Source organism: Macrococcoides caseolyticum, from assembly GCF_002902665.1.
Lineage (GTDB): Bacteria > Bacillota > Bacilli > Staphylococcales > Staphylococcaceae > Macrococcoides > Macrococcoides caseolyticum.
This window is the reverse complement of record NZ_PPRM01000117.1, coordinates 1-15,643: the sequence shown is the minus strand read 5'-3', so window position 1 is coordinate 15,643 and position 15,643 is coordinate 1. Positions and strand designations below refer to the sequence as shown.

The window sequence follows — 15,643 nt, the reverse complement described above, 5'->3', positions numbered from 1 at the left end:
CCTCATAGCTTTTTTATTTTAGTTCGTTCATTTTTTCAATGAGTGCTAAGAATATTTTGGGACCATTTAACAGACCGTTTTCATCCATATCAAATTTTGGATGATGATGAGGATAATCTGCTTGCATTGACGTGTTTTTTACTCCTGTATTAAAGTAACATCCCGGACGTTCTTTTAAGAAGTAAGCGAAATCTTCACCACCTAAACTAGGGGTGGTAGTAACAACATTATTGATGGATGGTATATTTTCAGCAATATTCTTGAGCCATAATGTTTCTTTCTCGCTATTGATAAGTGCAGGATATCCATGGGTGTATTCAAGATTAATTTTCACATTAAAGCTTTTTTCTATTCCTTCAGAAATTTCATGCAATCGCTGAATAATTATATTTTTGATTTCCTCTTTATATGTACGTACTGTACCTGTTAATGTAACACGATCAGCAATAACGTTAAACGCATCTCCGCCTTTAAACTCACCAATAGTTACAACGCCTGTCTCAATAGGATCTACGCTACGTGATATAATTGTCTGAAGCTGAGAGATTAAATGACTTGCTGCTACGATAGAATCATGTGTTACATGGGGGGTCGCACCATGCCCACCTTTTCCTTGTATAGTAATCTTCAAAGAATCTGCATAACCGTATGATGGTCCTGTAATAAAGCCGACATCACCGGTTTCCATACTGCTAGATGAATGTGTACCAAACACGAAGTCTACACCTTCTAATATCCCAGCTTCAATCATGGACTTTGCACCGCCAGGCAGTACTTCTTCAGCATGCTGGAAACATAATACGACATTCCCTTTAATTTCGGATTCATATTTCTTTAAAATTTTCGCAGTAATTAGTAACATCGCAGTATGCCCATCATGACCACATGCATGCATTACCCCTTGCACTTGTGAGCGATAAGGAACATCTTTTTGGTCATTAATTGGCAATGCATCAAAGTCTGCTCTGAGTAATACTGTTGGTCCATCGCTTTGTCCCGAAAGTTTGCCGTATAGGCCATAGCCTCCGACATTTGTTACTACTGGAATATTAAGTTCAGTTAAATAATCTTCTATAAATTTAGAAGTATTTTTTTCTTGAAAAGAGAGTTCCGGGTTCATATGTAAGTAACGTCTAATTTCTATAAGTTCTTCTTTATAGTTAATGACCTCATCTATCCAGTTCATTATTTATCCTCCTTGTTGAAAAAGTCTTCAGTAGCTTGTAAAAATACTTTAACTGCATTGAGCATGCCTTTCTCATCAATATCAAATTTCGGATGATGATGCGGGAAATCAGCTTTAAAGTTTTCGTTACGTGTTCCTGTATAGAAGAAAGAACCCGGAACACGTTGTAAATAATAAGAGAAATCTTCTCCGCCAAGAGAAGGTTTTAGTTCGACAAGTGCCTCGATATCTTCTATCTTTCTAGCAGCATTAACAATAAGGTCAGTCTCATTGGTAGTATTTACTACGGGTGGATAGCCTTTACTATATTTAAGGTCATAGGTAATACCCATCGTAGTAACAAGTCCTTCAAGACATCTTTTTAATTCATCTATCATCAACTTTTGTGTTGTCGGGTCAAATGTTCTTATGGTACCGGCTATTTTAGCACTATCAGGGATGACATTATTTTGGTCTCCGGCTTGTAGTTGTGTTACCGAGATGACAGCAGGTGTAGTCGCGCTTGTTTTACGTGAAACTATATATTGAAGATCATTACACAGTCTGATAGCAGCAGCCACAGGATCAATCGTAGTGTCAGGATGAGCTGCATGTCCACCTTTCCCTTTTATTGTAATCCAGAAATCATCAGGTATTCCGGTTGCAGTCCCGTATTTATAGCCTAATTTTCCTACGTCTAGATCACTAGAGACATGCTGTCCGATGATAGCATCTACCCCTTTTAAACAATTGTCTGCAATCATTTGTATTGCACCACCAGGATCTACTTCTTCAGCATGCTGATGTATAAAAACAAGATTGCCGTTTATTTTATCAAAGTTCTTTGCGAGAATCTTTGCCGTAATCATAAGTACGGCTGTATGTGCATCATGTCCACAAGCATGCATCACACCAGGGACTTGTGATTTATAAGGTGCATCTTTCTCGTCCTGTATTGGTAGTGCATCAAAGTCTGCACGTATCGCAAGCGTCGGAAGAGATTCATCTTTGATTAACCGTCCGACAACTCCTCTACCACCGACATTACGTTCTACTGTAATACCTTGCTCCTCAAGAAATGCTGCGATATACTCAGGTGTCTTTTCTTCTTGGAAAGAGAGCTCTGGATGCATGTGCAAATGTCGTCTTATTGCTACTAATTCATCATAGTATTTATTGACTAATGTTATCATACACATGCTCCTCTTTTAATATAAGTAGGAATAACTTTACAGCATCAATCATAGCTTGTTCATCAAAATCAAAGAGAGGATGATGGTGAGGAGCGGTAATCCCTTTTGCTTTATTTCCTGCTGCAGTTAAAAAGAATGCGCCTGGTTTATGCTGTATATAGTATGAAAAGTCTTCACCGATCATTAATTGCTCAGTTTCTTTATATTCAATCCCTGCATGTTGTGCAGCGCGCTGTATGACTTCTACCGATTGCGTATCATTTATTACTGCAGGATAGCCATCAATATAATCGAATGTATAACCTGCTCCTTTAGCTGCGGTAATGCCTTTTATTTCTCTATCCATTGCTGTTTTTATCAACGCTTTAACTTCTGGGTTAAAAGTCCGTACTGTACCTGTACAATAAGCGCTATCACTGATGACGTTAAAAGTATCGCCTGCGACGACTTTACCTATTGTCAGAACAGCTTGTTCAGTAGGAGGCACATTACGTGAAACGATTGTCTGCAAATTGATAATGAGTTCGGCTAGAACAACAATGGCATCTACTGTTGTATCGGGGTGAGCTCCATGACCTCCTTTTCCTTGGACAGTAATATGAAACGTATCTGGACTAGCCATTAAAGCACCTTTTCTTGAATAGATAGCACCTTGTTCATAAGGAGACCATAGATGATTACCATAAACTTTATCAACACCAGCTAGCGCTGCGTCATTTACCATATCATGTGCACCACCTGGAGCGACTTCTTCAGCAAATTGAAAAATTAGCGTGACCGACCCCGTTATTAATTCATAAGTTGAATTTAGAAGTCTTGCAACAGAGAGTAGAATTGAAGTATGTCCGTCATGTCCACAAGCATGCATAACGCCATCATTTTTAGAGCGGTAAGCTACATCTTTCTGGTCTTGTATCGGCAATGCATCAAAATCCGCACGTAGAGCGATAGACGGACCTTCTCCATTTGATATGTTTGCTACAATACCTTTACCGCCCACATGTTCTCTAATTTTGAAATGTTTGAGGTGAGTTAAAGAATCTAATATATATGCGTATGTCTTTTCTTCATGAAAACTAATTTCAGGATGCTGATGAAGATATCTTCTGACCTCCACCATCTTATCAAAATCGTTAGCAATTAATTGTTCAATGTCCATTTCAACGCTCCTTACTCCAAAAAAAATTTAATATTTCTAGTGTATCAAAAAGTTTAGAATATTTAAACTTTTTTTGTATGCAAGTTTTCAATAGCAAGTTCATTAGAACTCCTAAAATAGTTGTGTTATGATGATAGTGAAAATGAAAAGGGGTGTCAATTTATGACTAAAGCTTTACAATCATTCTTAACGGAACGTTTAGACGAACTAAAGGACAATGGTTTATACAATGAAATTAATGTAGTACAAGGACCAAATGGTGCTAAAATTAAGATTGACGGTAAAGAACTTATCAATCTATCTTCTAATAACTATTTAGGACTAGCAACACATGAGCGTTTAAAGAAAGTTGCTAAAGAAGCGTTAGATTCTCATGGTGTAGGCGCGGGCGCAGTTCGTACGATTAATGGTACTTTAGACTTACATGTGCAATTAGAAGAGAAACTAGCAGAGTTCAAAGGTACAGAAGCTGCGATTGCATATCAATCTGGTTTTAACTGTAACATGGCTGCTATTAGCGCAGTAATGGATAAAAATGATGCAATTCTTTCTGATGAATTAAACCACGCTTCAATCATTGATGGTTGTCGCTTATCAAAAGCGAAGATTATTCGTGTTAATCACTCAGATATGGCTGATTTACGTATGAAAGCAAAGGAAGCGGTTGAGTCTGGTCTATATAATAAAGTAATGTATATTACTGATGGCGTTTTCTCAATGGATGGAGATGTTGCAAAGCTTCCTGAAATCGTAGAAATTGCTGAAGAATTTGGATTAATTACATACGTAGATGATGCACATGGATCAGGTGTTATGGGTAAAGGGGCAGGAACAGTTAAGCACTTTGGTCTTCAAGATAAGATTGACTTCCAAATCGGTACATTATCTAAAGCAATCGGGGTAGTAGGTGGATATGTAGCAGGAACTAAAGATTTAATCGACTGGTTAAAAGTGGCTTCACGACCATTCTTATTCTCTACTTCTCTTGCACCTGCCGATACACGTGCGATTACGGAAGCAGTAACAATAATTATGGAATCTACAGAATTACATGATAAATTATGGGAAAATGGAGACTACTTAAAAGCAGGATTAGAAAAATTGGGCTTTGATATCGGTCATTCTGAAACACCGATTACACCATGTATTATTGGTGATGAGAAGACAACTCAAGAATTCTCTAGACGTTTAATGCAAGAAGGCGTATATGCAAAATCTATCGTTTTCCCAACAGTGCCACGTGGAACAGGGCGTGTGCGTAACATGCCGACAGCAGCACATACGAAAGAAATGCTTGATGAAGCGTTAGCAATCTATGAGCGAGTAGGAAAAGAATTAAATATTATTAAATAGTTTAAAGTCTAGAGTGTAACTCTAGCCTTTTTATATATTTTCATATACAAAAGAAAATGAATGTACTCTTATCGTGGACATGTAAGCGTTTCTAATGTAAAATCAAGGGGTAATACTTAATATATTAATAATTTGTACGTTTGGAGAAAACAAATGTATAAGGGGAGAATGAAATGGAAAAGATTATGATTACTGGTGCTTTGGGTCAAATCGGTACAGAATTAACATTAAAATTAAGAGAAATCTATGGGATGGATAATGTATTAGCTACTGATTTGCGTCGTCCTGAAGCAGGTGCTAAAGTATTAGAAGGGCCATTTGAAGAACTAGATGTAACGGATGCTGAGCGTATGGATAAGTTAGCTTCAGCCTTTAATGCCGATACGATTATGCATATGGCAGCACTCTTATCCGCAACAGCTGAAAAGGATCCAGTATTTGCATGGAATTTAAATATGGGTGGCTTACTTAACGCATTGGAAGTTGCACGTAAATATAATATGCAATTCTTTACGCCATCTTCGATTGGTGCTTTTGGACCAAGCACACCAGCTGACAACACACCGCAAGTCACAGTTCAACGTCCTACAACAATGTATGGTGTAAATAAAGTTTCTGGTGAGCTATTATGTGACTATTACTTCCACCGTTTTGGTGTAGATACGCGTGGGGTACGTTTCCCAGGACTTATCTCGCATGTTAAAGAACCAGGTGGTGGTACAACTGATTATGCAGTAGAGATTTACTTCAAAGCAATTCGTGAAGGTAAATATACTTCATACATAAACAGTGGTACTTTCATGGATATGATGTTTATGGATGATGCGATTGATGCAATCATTAAGTTGATGGAAGCACCTTCTGAAAACCTAAAAGACCGTAATGCATTTAATGTTACTGCAATGAGCGTTGATCCGGAAATGATTGCTGCAAGCATTCGTAAATTAGTGCCAGACTTCGAACTTGATTATGATGTGGATCCGGTGCGTGAGGGTATTGCACAAAGCTGGCCAGATTCAATTGATGCAACAGAAGCAAAGAAACAGTGGGGATTTGATCCTAAGTTTGATTTAGATGCAATGACGAAGGAAATGTTAAATGCAATTAAATTAAAAGAAAATAAATAATTGATGAATCTTATAAAAAATCCAAAGAAATGTGTGGTATTAGCTACCCATCTCTTTGGATTTTTTTAACTGAATAATGAAAGCGTTTTAATTGTATAAAAGAATTAGAATTTTCTAAAAACTTATTGAAAATCGAATTTGGAGTTGTTATACTAAGGGACATTAATAATAGATTTTGAAAGGATTGGATGAAATGGTAGTAGTATTTGAAGTGGAAGAACGAATGCACAAACAACAAAAACCTGATCCTGAAAACTTAGGATTTGGTAAATTCTTTACAGATTATATGTTTTCAATGGATTACTCAAATGAAGAAGGTTGGCATAATAAAAAAATAATACCTTATCAAGAGATCTCTATGAGTCCTGCTTCACAAGTACTTCATTACGGCCAAGCAGTATTTGAAGGGCTGAAAGCTTACAAGACGCAACATGGTGTTCAGTTATTTCGACCTGATCAAAATTTTAAACGAATGAATCGATCATGTGAGCGTTTAGAAATACCACAGATAGATGTTGAAGAAATGGTGCAAGCGCTCAAACAACTTGTTGAACTTGAAAAAGATTGGGTTCCAAATGGTGCAGGTCAATCTTTATACATTAGACCGATTGTATTTGCGAACGAACCTTTCCTCGGTGTACGACCAGCCATTAACTATAAATTTCTCGTTCTTTTATCTCCGGTCGGTGCATATTATGGTGGCGGACAACTATCACCAACGAAAATCTATGTCGAAGATGAATATGTTAGAGCTGTTAGAGGTGGTGTAGGATTTGCTAAAGCAGCAGGAAACTATGCTGCGAGTTTAATAGCACAGTCTAGAGCTGAAAAATTAGGCTATGATCAAGTGTTGTGGCTGGATGGTTTAGAACAGGCTTATATTGAAGAAGTAGGAAGTATGAATATTTTCTTTGTTATCGATAATAAACTCGTCACACCTGAACTGAATGGCAGTATATTACCGGGTATTACACGTAAATCTATTTTAGAGCTTGCAGAGCATCTAGGGTACGAAGTGGAGGAGCGACGCATTAGTATTCAGGAAGTTGTGGATAGTGTAAAGAATGGTAGTTTAACAGAAGTATTCGGTGCAGGAACAGCAGTCGTAATCTCACCTGTTGGCGAGATTAAATATAAAGAGGATGTATTAACGATTGGCGATGGCAATACAGGTAAAATTACCGAAGAACTATATAGTGCTTATACTAGTATTCAAAGTGGTTCTAAAGAAGATCCTTTTGGATGGTGTGTATTAGCAGAATAATTATTAAGGAGTGGTTCAACTATGGATATTCATATTTGTAACGATAAAGAAGGTCATATTATGTAAAAAAATAAAATAGGAGTGAATGATTATGAAACATGAGATGAGTAGAAAAGACTATTTTAAAGATCGATTCGAAAAAGGGGCACAAGGTATCTCAGCAGGAATCTTTGTAGCGCTCGGGGTAGGAATGTTACTAAAGTCAATGGGGGGATTATTACATATTGATTTGTTAGTTCTTTTCGGTACGATTTCGATGTTAATTTTAGCACCTGCACTAGGAGGAGCTATCGCTTATAGTTTGGGCGCAAATGGAATTACATTAGTTTCTGCTATGGTTGCTGCAACAATCGGTGGTAATGCACTGAAAGAAGTAGATGGAGCTTTTACAATCCAGACAGGACTGCCTATCGGTGCAATTATCGGTGCAATCGTAGCAACTTATGTGGGTAAGAAAGTGACCGGAAAGACCATTCTCGATATGATGGCAGTGCCAGTATCTGCAGTGCTTGCTGGTAGTGTAGTAGGTTATTATCTAGCGCGCATTGTGGAACCTGCATTAGTCGTTATTTCGAAATCAATTGCTCAATCTGTAGAAGGACAACCACTTATCTCATCTGTAGTAATTGCACTTGTATTTGCAGTTATTGTAATGACACCAGCATCTTCAGCAGCACTGGTTATTGTCTTACAACTTGATCCAGCATCTTCAGCGGCAGCACTCGTTGGAATCTCAGCACAATTCGTCGGATACACAGCTATGGGGTTAAAGGATAATGATCTAGGCGGCTTCTTGGCACAACTCGTTTGTACACCTAAGGTTCAGTTCCCGAACATTGTAAATAATCCTAAAATTACGATTGCCCCTCTTGTCGCAGCTGCTGTCAGTGGACCTGTTGCGATTCTATGGTTTAAGCTGGGCGTACCTTATGAAATTGGTGGGATCGGTTTATGCGGGTTCATCGCACCGATGCAGATTTTAAATGATCAAGGCATTGTCGCATTTACACAGTTTATGATTGCAGGCGTCTTTCTGCCGCTTGTCGTAACGTATGTATTACACTACGGTGTTGCACGACGTTTTAATCATGTGAAGGCTGGGGATTTAGCTTTAGAAATCAAATAAACAAAATATCTCACTCAATTTAGAGTGAGATATTTTTACGTGAAACGGTGAAAAATAATAAAAGCGAAGTTAGGGAGTAGAGCAAGATTATGATGAAATTGATCATTTTTGATAAAGATGGGACATTAATGAAATTAGGACACCCAATGGTTAAGTTAGCAGATGACTTGATTAATGAATTTTCAATACGCACAAATATCCATGTGCCAAAATCTGAAATAAAGGATGCTTTCGGTATTGTCGAAGGTCAAGTTGATGAATTGCTTCGTGCAAAAACGACAAAGACAATCGTATCCAGTTTAGAAAAGCTTCCGAATGGTGATGCAATGGCCAGCTGGTTACTTAAAAAGATTGAACATGCAACGTCTGACAATGAAGCGGAAGACATCGAAATTATTGAAGGTGTTCAGGAAACATTGAAATATCTACATGATAAAGGTTACCTTCTTGCTATCGTATCAGCCGATGACACTGCATCGATGGATTTATTTATAGACAAATATGGTCTTCGTGAATATTTCGATAAGATTATCACGAGCGATTCATCAGATTATCATAAACCACAAAAAGAATTGTTACAGCTTATAATGGATGACTTAAATATTGCCAAGGAGAATACGATGATGGTAGGAGATACTGAGATGGATGTTGAACTTGGTCAGAATGCTGAAGTCAGAAAAATCATAGGCGTATTATCAGGCTCTGGCGATGCACAAGATTTGCGAAATGCGGATATAGTATTAAATAGTGTGGCTGAGATTGTTGATAGGTTAGGGTTATAAACCAATATAAAAATGGTGCGGTAATGTTTTACCGTACCATTTTTATATTTATCTTTTATGGATTGCACGATGTGTGTGGATCACTTTAGCAATCTTCTCGATCACTGGATCAAGTGAATCGATGTCACCATATACATCATATTCATTGATATTAATTCTTACGACAGGGCATGCATTGAAGTTTTCAATCCATTCGACGTAACGTGCGTATAATGCACGCCAATAAGCTTCATCTGTTTCGATTTCCATTTGACGACCACGTTCCGCGATACGATTGATCACATCTTCATAATCGCTTTCTAAGAAGATTAAACAGTCGGGTTGCGGGAAATATGGCGTCATTACCATTGCTTCATACAACTGATAATAAGTTGCGAAGTCTTCTTTCGTCATCGTGCCGCCTTCTTCATGCATCTTAGCAAAGATATCTACATCTTCATAGATTGAGCGGTCCTGAATAAAACCGCCGCCATATTCAAACATGCGTTTTTGTTCTTTAAAACGTTCTGCAAGAAAATAGATTTGTAAATGAAAGCTCCAGCGATCAAAATCATTGTAGAATTTTTCTAAGTAAGGATTGTTATCTACTTTTTCAAAAGAAGTTCTGAAGTTTAGCTTCTCAGCCAGTGCTTTTGTTAACGAACTTTTTCCGACTCCGACAGTACCAGCGATAGTGATGATTGCATCATTAGGGATTGTATACATATTAAGCTCCTATAATATCTTTTATTTGTTGTACGATATGCTCATAATCTGCTGCATTGTTTACAAAGTCCATATCGCTTGTATCGATAAGTAACGTCTGATGATCATGTTTCATTGATTCATATACACGTCTATAATCTTCGGTTAACTTTATTAAATAATCGTCTTCGATATGAGATTCAAAGTCGCGATTACGTAATTGAATACGCTGTTTCAGTACCTCTAGGTCAGCGGTTAAAAACACAGTAATGTCAGGGTTACGAACTTCACGTGTCAATATATCGTAGATGTCTTCAAACATCCTGTACTCTTTTTCATTCAAAGTGTTGTTTGCGAACACTTTATTTTTTAGAATATGATAATCGCTGACTGCAGATATATCATTTGATAATTCTGTTAAAACCTTATATCTGTTGCATAGGAAAAACATTTCTGTCTGAAAGCTCCACTTATCAATATCTTCATAAAAATCAGATAGGAATGGATTTTCTTCAACGATTTCATAGATAGGGGTTAAATTTAATGTGGATGATAGTTTCTTAGTCAGTGAACTTTTGCCGACACCGATCGGTCCTTCTATCGCTATAAATAAAGGTGCCATATTTCTCTCCTCAAATGTTAAAATAAAATAGTATTTGTATTGTACCATAAAACGAATAAGGCGGATGAAGAAATGAATCATGAAATCTTTATGCAGATGGCGATTGATGAAGCAAAAAAAGCATATAAAATCAATGAAGTACCTATTGGAGCAGTCGTTATAAAGCATGGGGAAGTTATTGGACGTGGACATAATTTACGAGAATCGTCACAAAATCCATTGATGCACGCAGAAGTTGTTGCAATAAATGAAGCAAGTAAAAATATTGGCTCATGGCGTTTAGAGGAATGTGTATTGTATGTGACGCTTGAACCTTGTGTAATGTGTAGTGGGGCGATTGTAATGAGCAGGATTCCGACTGTCGTATATGGTGCCCATGATGCAAAAGGTGGTTGTAGTGGATCGCTCATGAACTTGTTGCATGAATCGCGATTCAATCATCAGGCAACAGTAATTGCAGGTATTAAACATGATGAGTGTAGTATGTTACTCAAAGATTTCTTTAAAACACTCAGAAATAATAAATTACTCGAGAAGAATAAGAAACTTGAAGAGGGACATCTTTAGATAAAAGTCACTGAATTTGATACACTATATGTACTAATGATAGGAGATGAAATGATGATTAGACTAATCGCAACAGATATGGATGGTACGTTATTGAATAGTGCGCATGAAATCTCAGAAGAAAATATTCAAGCGATTAAATATGCACAGTCGAAAGGTGTCACGGTGGCTATTGCGACAGGACGTGCATTTTATGAAGCGAATACGCCTGTGAAACCGACTGGACTTAAAGTCCCTTTTATTTGTCTGAATGGTGCCGAAGTACGTGACGAAGCCTTCAATATAATTTATACTTCTAAGATTAGTGATGAACAGATTGGGCTCATCACAGAAATACTTAAAAAACATCATCTATACTATCAAGTATATACAAGTGCCCGTATCTATACTGAGGATAAAGAGAAGGATCTTGAAATTTACTTAGATATTGCGGAGAAAATGGGGCATACTCCAGACGTTGAAAAGATTCGTAAATCAATACAAAAGCGTATAGATAACGGTTCTTTAAAGGAAGTTGATAGCTATGAAGAAATATATCAACGTGAGGGCGAAGTTGTTCTGAAATTTCTGGCATTCTCTAGTGATTTGTCAAAGATAGATGCAGCAAAGACTGAACTTGCTGAGTATAATAGTTTAGCAATATCTTCATCATCAAGAGGAAATATAGAAATTACGCATACTAATGCACAAAAAGGAATTGCTTTGGAATCTATATGTGAAAAACTGAATATCACTATGGATGAAGTGATGGCCATTGGAGATAACTTAAATGATATTTCGATGTTAGAACGTGCCAGATATTCATTTGCTATGTCAAATGGAGCAGAGGAAGTTAAAAAGATTGCTAGATATATGGCTGGGGATAATGAAGAAAGTGGTGTAGGACGCGCAATTATGCAAGTTATGAATGGAGAAATAAAATAAGCAGCCGTCTGGCTGCTTATTTTATTTGCCTGATTACTGTTGCAGGAATGCCTGCAACGACAGCATTATCTGGTATATCTTTTGTTACAACTGCACCGCTCGCGATAACGACATTATTACCTATCTTTACACCTGGATTAATGATACTGCGTCCACCAATCCAGCAATTATCACCAATCACAACCGACTTTGCATACTCTAAACCGCTATTGCGTTGAATAGGATCAATCGGATGAGTGGCTGTATAGATATGCACACCTGGAGCTATCATACAGTTATCGCCAATTGTAACTGACGCACCATCTAAAATCGTTAAATCATGATTTGAATAAAAGTTTTCACCTACGTGAATATTATAGCCATAATCAACACGTATATTCGCTTCGACATGAATGTGCTCGCCCGTGGTTCCGAAGATTTCTTTAATAAGTTTGCAGCGAGCATTTACTTCATTTTCTAGTAGATTATTGTAACGACGTGTCATAAGTTTTGAAATCATTCTATCGTGTGCAAGTTGTACGTCAGAAGGATTATACATAGCACCTTGTAGCATCTTTTCTTTTTCAGTAAGCATATTATTTATTATAGCTCAAACGCGCAAACGCATCATGCTGATGAATAGATTCTTCATTGCGACATTCAATTGTAAAACCTGTAACGAAATCAAGTTCTACTAAATCAGCTGCAATTAATCGTAATAAATCTTCGACAAAACGTGGGTTTTCATATGCACGTTCCGTTACTGATTTTTCATCTGTACGTTTTAATATTGGGTATAACATTGAACTAGCGTTAACTTCCATCGCTTCTAAGATGCGTTCTTTGAAGTTTGCTGGTAATTCACCTTCTGGTGCAAAGTCAGCTTTAACTGTCACGATACCGCGTTGGTTATGAGCAGAGTATTCGCTGATTTCTTTAGAGCATGGGCAAAGTGTTGTTACCATTGCAGTCAATGTTAACGATTTATTAACTGTCGTATCACCTTCAACTGTCATAGAAAAACGTGTATCAGCATGTCCGATGGCACGTAGGTTTGTTACTGGACTGAAACGGTCAAAGAACCATTTTGCATCTACATCAACAGTCGCATCTTTTTGATACATTACTGTCTGTAAAGTAATTAATACTGTTTTTAATGTATCGAAATCAAGCGATAAACCATTGTCATAATGGGCTTCAACGGATTCTAAAATACGGCTCATATTAATGCCTTTTTCATCTTTAGCTAAATGCGTAGATAGGCTAAATGTTCCTGCTGTCTGATAACCATCCAGTCGGACGGGATATGTTAAATTTTTAATACCTACATGATCGATTTCAAATAAAAAATCTTTTTTCGAACTTTGCAGGTCTGTCATCTTTTCTTTCTCAGTAGGTTTAGTCCCTTTAATAGGGTCTACCGAACCGAAATGTTTCCATCGACCTTCACGTGTATTTAAATTATATTGATCCATCTCATTCTCCTAATTAAACTTCGTATTCGTAGAAGCGTTCTTTTCGAAGCCACATATCTTTTGCCGCTTCTGCTTCTTGTGTATTTGCCGCTAAATTTTCTAGCATTGGTCCTGTTTGCGAAGCATGTGCACCTAATACATTCATCTTTCTTTCCTCATATCCCGTAATATCATATTCAACATTCGGTTCTCCGATATTCTCAACAGTATCATTACTGAAAGCGACTAAATGTAATCTAGGCTTTTCACCTTCCATACGACGCACCGCTTCAACTACTGCATCTGCTGTAGCTTCGTGGTCTGGATGTACAGAGTAACCGGGATAGAACGAAATGATCTTTGAAGGATTCAATTCATTGATTAATCCTGTTACCATGTCGACTAAGTCGTCTAATAATTCAAATTCTAACGTTTTATCACGGTAACCCATTTTGCGTAAGTCGGTAATTCCCATCACGCGACAAGCTTCTTCTAATTCTTTCTCACGAATCTTTGGTAATGATTCACGGGTTGCAAATGGCGGATTACCTAGGTTTCTCCCCATTTGCCCTAGCGTTAAGCATGCATAAGTAACTGGCGTACCTGCATCTATATGTTTCATAATCGTACCTGATACACCGAATGCTTCATCATCCGGATGAGGGAAGATTACGAGCACTTGTCTTTCTTGTTCCATCATCATTTCCCCCTTAAACCTCAAATGGCGTTTCGCTTATTTCAAGCGCTGCAGCAAGCTGACCTTGATAGTTTAAACCAGCCATTAAAAAACGGCCTTCTTCATCAATTTCAAAATGTGTTAAACCTTGCACGTAAATCCAACCGCCATTCAATTTTAAACCAACACGGAAAGGCTCTTTTCCGCCGCCAGTAATAATCCCTTGAATATATGATACTTGAATATTACGTAAGAATGTACCTGCATTGAACACTTTTTGATCAAAGTGACTTGCATAAGCACCATTCGTTGTTTCTACATGTAAATAGACAGGTTTCTCTTGAAATTGATTCAATAGCTCCTGTACTTGTTGTTTTTCGATTAATTCCATCTTCATTACTCCTCAAAGTTTATACTAGACTATTTTACTAAATAAATTGTAAAAATTATACCTTTTGAGCTTGCATAAGAAAAAAAGGCGCAAAAAAACTGAGTGATATCCATATGTAGAATGCTTTATGCTCGAATTGATGGCGTTTCACGAGCAGACACGAGTTAAATCAAAAAAGATGACTGGAAACAAAGAACATTTCCTGCCATCTTTTCGTAATATTACTCATGTCACAACCTTTTTATTACACTTCTTTCGTTGTTACTTCAATCTTCTCAACATTATTGTAAGCACCATGCTGTACTGGTCCTACAAATTCGTTCATTTTCCATCCGTGTTTAATTGCTGATGCGACAAATCCTTTAGCAGCAATTACCGCTTCACGTGGAGATTTACCTAATGCTAAGTTTGCTGTTGTAGCAGCAGCAAATGTACAACCTGCACCGTGATTATATGATGATTGGAATTTATCAGTTGTCAGTAATGTATAAGTATCGCCATCGTAATATAAATCTAATGCTTCATCAGATTCTAAAGCTTTTCCGCCTTTGATGACAACGTGTTTTGCACCACGTTGGTGAATGATTCCAGCAGCTTCTTTCATTTGCTCGATTGTTGTTAGTTTACCTAAACCAGATAATTGACCTGCTTCGAACAAGTTCGGTGTCACAATTGTAGCAAGTGGTAATAAATATTTAATCATAGCATCCGTGTTGCCAGGATTAAGCACTTCATCTTCCCCTTTGCATACCATAACAGGGTCCACTACGAAATACGCAGCATCAGAATCTTCAAAAGCTTTGGCCGCACGCTGGATGATTTCTTCAGTTCCTAACATACCTGTTTTAATGGCATCAGGGCCGATAGATAATGCAGTTTTAATTTGTTTATCTAATAATTCAATTGGCAGCGGTGTAACATCATGGGCCCAAGTTTCTGGATCCATTGCGACTACAGCGGTTAAAGCCACCATACCGTATGTGTTATATTCCTGGAAAGTTTTTAAGTCAGCTTGCATACCAGCTCCAGCACTTGTATCAGAACCAGCAATTGTTAAAATCTTTTTTAAGCTCATTTTCATTTCCCCTATTCTTGTTTGTTTGTTAATATCATATCATGAATACGTTTAATTCAAAATGATATATTTATAATATATATGAGGTGTATAGTATGGAAT

The 15,643-nt window shown here is 37.4% G+C and carries 17 protein-coding genes; 7 read left to right on the top strand and 10 right to left on the bottom strand.

The features are described 5' to 3' along the window. Window positions 1-13 precede the first annotated feature (13 nt). The 3 genes from CD152_RS11410 to CD152_RS11400 are packed head-to-tail and all read right to left on the bottom strand — an operon-like array spanning window position 14 to window position 3,517. A complete protein-coding gene (locus CD152_RS11410) occupies window positions 14-1,186 on the bottom strand; it encodes a M20 metallopeptidase family protein (RefSeq protein ID WP_101171268.1) in 1,173 nt (390 codons plus the stop codon). Next, window positions 1,186-2,364, bottom strand: a complete 1,179-nt coding sequence (locus CD152_RS11405; RefSeq protein ID WP_103214803.1) for a M20 metallopeptidase family protein — start codon at window positions 2,362-2,364, stop codon at window positions 1,186-1,188. The genes CD152_RS11410 and CD152_RS11405 overlap by 1 nt, the downstream gene beginning before the upstream one ends. Further along, a complete protein-coding gene (locus CD152_RS11400) occupies window positions 2,339-3,517 on the bottom strand; it encodes an amidohydrolase (protein WP_101171270.1) in 1,179 nt (392 codons plus the stop codon). Before CD152_RS11400 ends, CD152_RS11405 begins: the two co-directional genes overlap by 26 nt. A gap of 162 nt (window positions 3,518-3,679) precedes the next feature. Here CD152_RS11400 and CD152_RS11395 point away from each other — a divergent pair, with 162 nt between their 5' ends. From CD152_RS11395 to CD152_RS11375, 5 genes are all read left to right on the top strand, one after another. Continuing rightward, entirely contained in the window at window positions 3,680-4,870 is a 1,191-nt protein-coding gene (locus tag CD152_RS11395; protein ID WP_101141178.1) for a glycine C-acetyltransferase, read from the top strand. A gap of 173 nt (window positions 4,871-5,043) precedes the next feature. After that, window positions 5,044-5,997, top strand: a complete 954-nt coding sequence (locus tag CD152_RS11390) for an NAD-dependent epimerase/dehydratase family protein (protein WP_101141175.1) — start codon at window positions 5,044-5,046, stop codon at window positions 5,995-5,997. Window positions 5,998-6,190: 193 nt separating this feature from the next. Beyond that, a complete protein-coding gene (locus CD152_RS11385) occupies window positions 6,191-7,261 on the top strand; it encodes a branched-chain amino acid aminotransferase (protein WP_101171271.1) in 1,071 nt (356 codons plus the stop codon). A gap of 91 nt (window positions 7,262-7,352) precedes the next feature. After that, window positions 7,353-8,387 (top strand): PTS transporter subunit IIC, encoded by a 1,035-nt coding sequence (locus tag CD152_RS11380; protein ID WP_232237431.1) that lies wholly within the window; start codon window positions 7,353-7,355, stop codon window positions 8,385-8,387. An 89-nt stretch (window positions 8,388-8,476) separates the two neighbouring features. Further along, a complete protein-coding gene (locus CD152_RS11375) occupies window positions 8,477-9,169 on the top strand; it encodes an HAD family hydrolase (protein ID WP_101141169.1) in 693 nt (230 codons plus the stop codon). A gap of 48 nt (window positions 9,170-9,217) precedes the next feature. Here CD152_RS11375 and CD152_RS11370 read toward each other — a convergent pair whose 3' ends face one another. Together CD152_RS11370 and CD152_RS11365 are read right to left on the bottom strand one after the other, a co-directional pair. Continuing rightward, window positions 9,218-9,874, bottom strand: a complete 657-nt coding sequence (locus CD152_RS11370) for a deoxynucleoside kinase (RefSeq protein ID WP_015912351.1) — start codon at window positions 9,872-9,874, stop codon at window positions 9,218-9,220. Between the two features lies 1 nt (window position 9,875). Continuing rightward, on the bottom strand, window positions 9,876-10,475 hold the full coding sequence (locus tag CD152_RS11365) for a deoxynucleoside kinase (RefSeq protein WP_101039970.1): 600 nt from the start codon (window positions 10,473-10,475) through the stop codon (window positions 9,876-9,878). A 72-nt stretch (window positions 10,476-10,547) separates the two neighbouring features. Here CD152_RS11365 and tadA point away from each other — a divergent pair, with 72 nt between their 5' ends. After that, on the top strand, window positions 10,548-11,042 hold the full coding sequence (gene tadA, locus CD152_RS11360; protein ID WP_101171272.1) for a tRNA adenosine(34) deaminase TadA: 495 nt from the start codon (window positions 10,548-10,550) through the stop codon (window positions 11,040-11,042). Between the two features lie 54 nt (window positions 11,043-11,096). Further along, window positions 11,097-11,966: a Cof-type HAD-IIB family hydrolase gene (locus CD152_RS11355; protein ID WP_101039966.1), complete on the top strand. Its 870-nt coding sequence runs from the start codon at window positions 11,097-11,099 to the stop codon at window positions 11,964-11,966. A 16-nt stretch (window positions 11,967-11,982) separates the two neighbouring features. Here the strand turns inward: CD152_RS11355 and CD152_RS11350 are convergent, their stop codons facing one another. From CD152_RS11350 to thiD, 5 genes are all read right to left on the bottom strand, one after another. Further along, a complete protein-coding gene (locus tag CD152_RS11350) occupies window positions 11,983-12,540 on the bottom strand; it encodes a sugar O-acetyltransferase (protein WP_111626117.1) in 558 nt (185 codons plus the stop codon). Window position 12,541: 1 nt separating this feature from the next. Continuing rightward, window positions 12,542-13,420, bottom strand: coding sequence for a GTP cyclohydrolase FolE2 (gene folE2, locus CD152_RS11345; RefSeq protein WP_101141167.1), 879 nt, complete (start codon window positions 13,418-13,420; stop codon window positions 12,542-12,544). A 13-nt stretch (window positions 13,421-13,433) separates the two neighbouring features. Further along, the gene (gene bshB2, locus CD152_RS11340; protein WP_015912345.1) at window positions 13,434-14,096 is read right to left on the bottom strand and encodes a bacillithiol biosynthesis deacetylase BshB2; all 663 of its coding nucleotides are present in this window, start codon (window positions 14,094-14,096) and stop codon (window positions 13,434-13,436) included. Window positions 14,097-14,109: 13 nt separating this feature from the next. After that, on the bottom strand, window positions 14,110-14,466 hold the full coding sequence (locus tag CD152_RS11335; protein WP_099482401.1) for a YojF family protein: 357 nt from the start codon (window positions 14,464-14,466) through the stop codon (window positions 14,110-14,112). A gap of 244 nt (window positions 14,467-14,710) precedes the next feature. After that, window positions 14,711-15,541: a bifunctional hydroxymethylpyrimidine kinase/phosphomethylpyrimidine kinase gene (thiD, locus tag CD152_RS11330; protein ID WP_103214802.1), complete on the bottom strand. Its 831-nt coding sequence runs from the start codon at window positions 15,539-15,541 to the stop codon at window positions 14,711-14,713. Window positions 15,542-15,643 lie beyond the last annotated feature (102 nt).

Bases quoted from the DNA above. Each gene is read 5' to 3' on its own strand.
- CD152_RS11410 (WP_101171268.1), bottom strand. From the start codon at position 1,186: ATGAACTGGATAGATGAGGTCATTAACTATAAAGAAGAACTTATAGAA.
- CD152_RS11405 (WP_103214803.1), bottom strand. From the start codon at position 2,364: ATGTGTATGATAACATTAGTCAATAAATACTATGATGAATTAGTAGCA.
- CD152_RS11400 (WP_101171270.1), bottom strand. From the start codon at position 3,517: ATGGACATTGAACAATTAATTGCTAACGATTTTGATAAGATGGTGGAG.
- CD152_RS11395 (WP_101141178.1), top strand. From the start codon at position 3,680: ATGACTAAAGCTTTACAATCATTCTTAACGGAACGTTTAGACGAACTA.
- CD152_RS11390 (WP_101141175.1), top strand. From the start codon at position 5,044: ATGGAAAAGATTATGATTACTGGTGCTTTGGGTCAAATCGGTACAGAA.
- CD152_RS11385 (WP_101171271.1), top strand. From the start codon at position 6,191: ATGGTAGTAGTATTTGAAGTGGAAGAACGAATGCACAAACAACAAAAA.
- CD152_RS11380 (WP_232237431.1), top strand. From the start codon at position 7,353: ATGAAACATGAGATGAGTAGAAAAGACTATTTTAAAGATCGATTCGAA.
- CD152_RS11375 (WP_101141169.1), top strand. From the start codon at position 8,477: ATGATGAAATTGATCATTTTTGATAAAGATGGGACATTAATGAAATTA.
- CD152_RS11370 (WP_015912351.1), bottom strand. From the start codon at position 9,874: ATGTATACAATCCCTAATGATGCAATCATCACTATCGCTGGTACTGTC.
- CD152_RS11365 (WP_101039970.1), bottom strand. From the start codon at position 10,475: ATGGCACCTTTATTTATAGCGATAGAAGGACCGATCGGTGTCGGCAAA.
- tadA (WP_101171272.1), top strand. From the start codon at position 10,548: ATGAATCATGAAATCTTTATGCAGATGGCGATTGATGAAGCAAAAAAA.
- CD152_RS11355 (WP_101039966.1), top strand. From the start codon at position 11,097: ATGATTAGACTAATCGCAACAGATATGGATGGTACGTTATTGAATAGT.
- CD152_RS11350 (WP_111626117.1), bottom strand. From the start codon at position 12,540: ATGCTTACTGAAAAAGAAAAGATGCTACAAGGTGCTATGTATAATCCT.
- folE2 (WP_101141167.1), bottom strand. From the start codon at position 13,420: ATGGATCAATATAATTTAAATACACGTGAAGGTCGATGGAAACATTTC.
- bshB2 (WP_015912345.1), bottom strand. From the start codon at position 14,096: ATGGAACAAGAAAGACAAGTGCTCGTAATCTTCCCTCATCCGGATGAT.
- CD152_RS11335 (WP_099482401.1), bottom strand. From the start codon at position 14,466: ATGGAATTAATCGAAAAACAACAAGTACAGGAGCTATTGAATCAATTT.
- thiD (WP_103214802.1), bottom strand. From the start codon at position 15,541: ATGAGCTTAAAAAAGATTTTAACAATTGCTGGTTCTGATACAAGTGCT.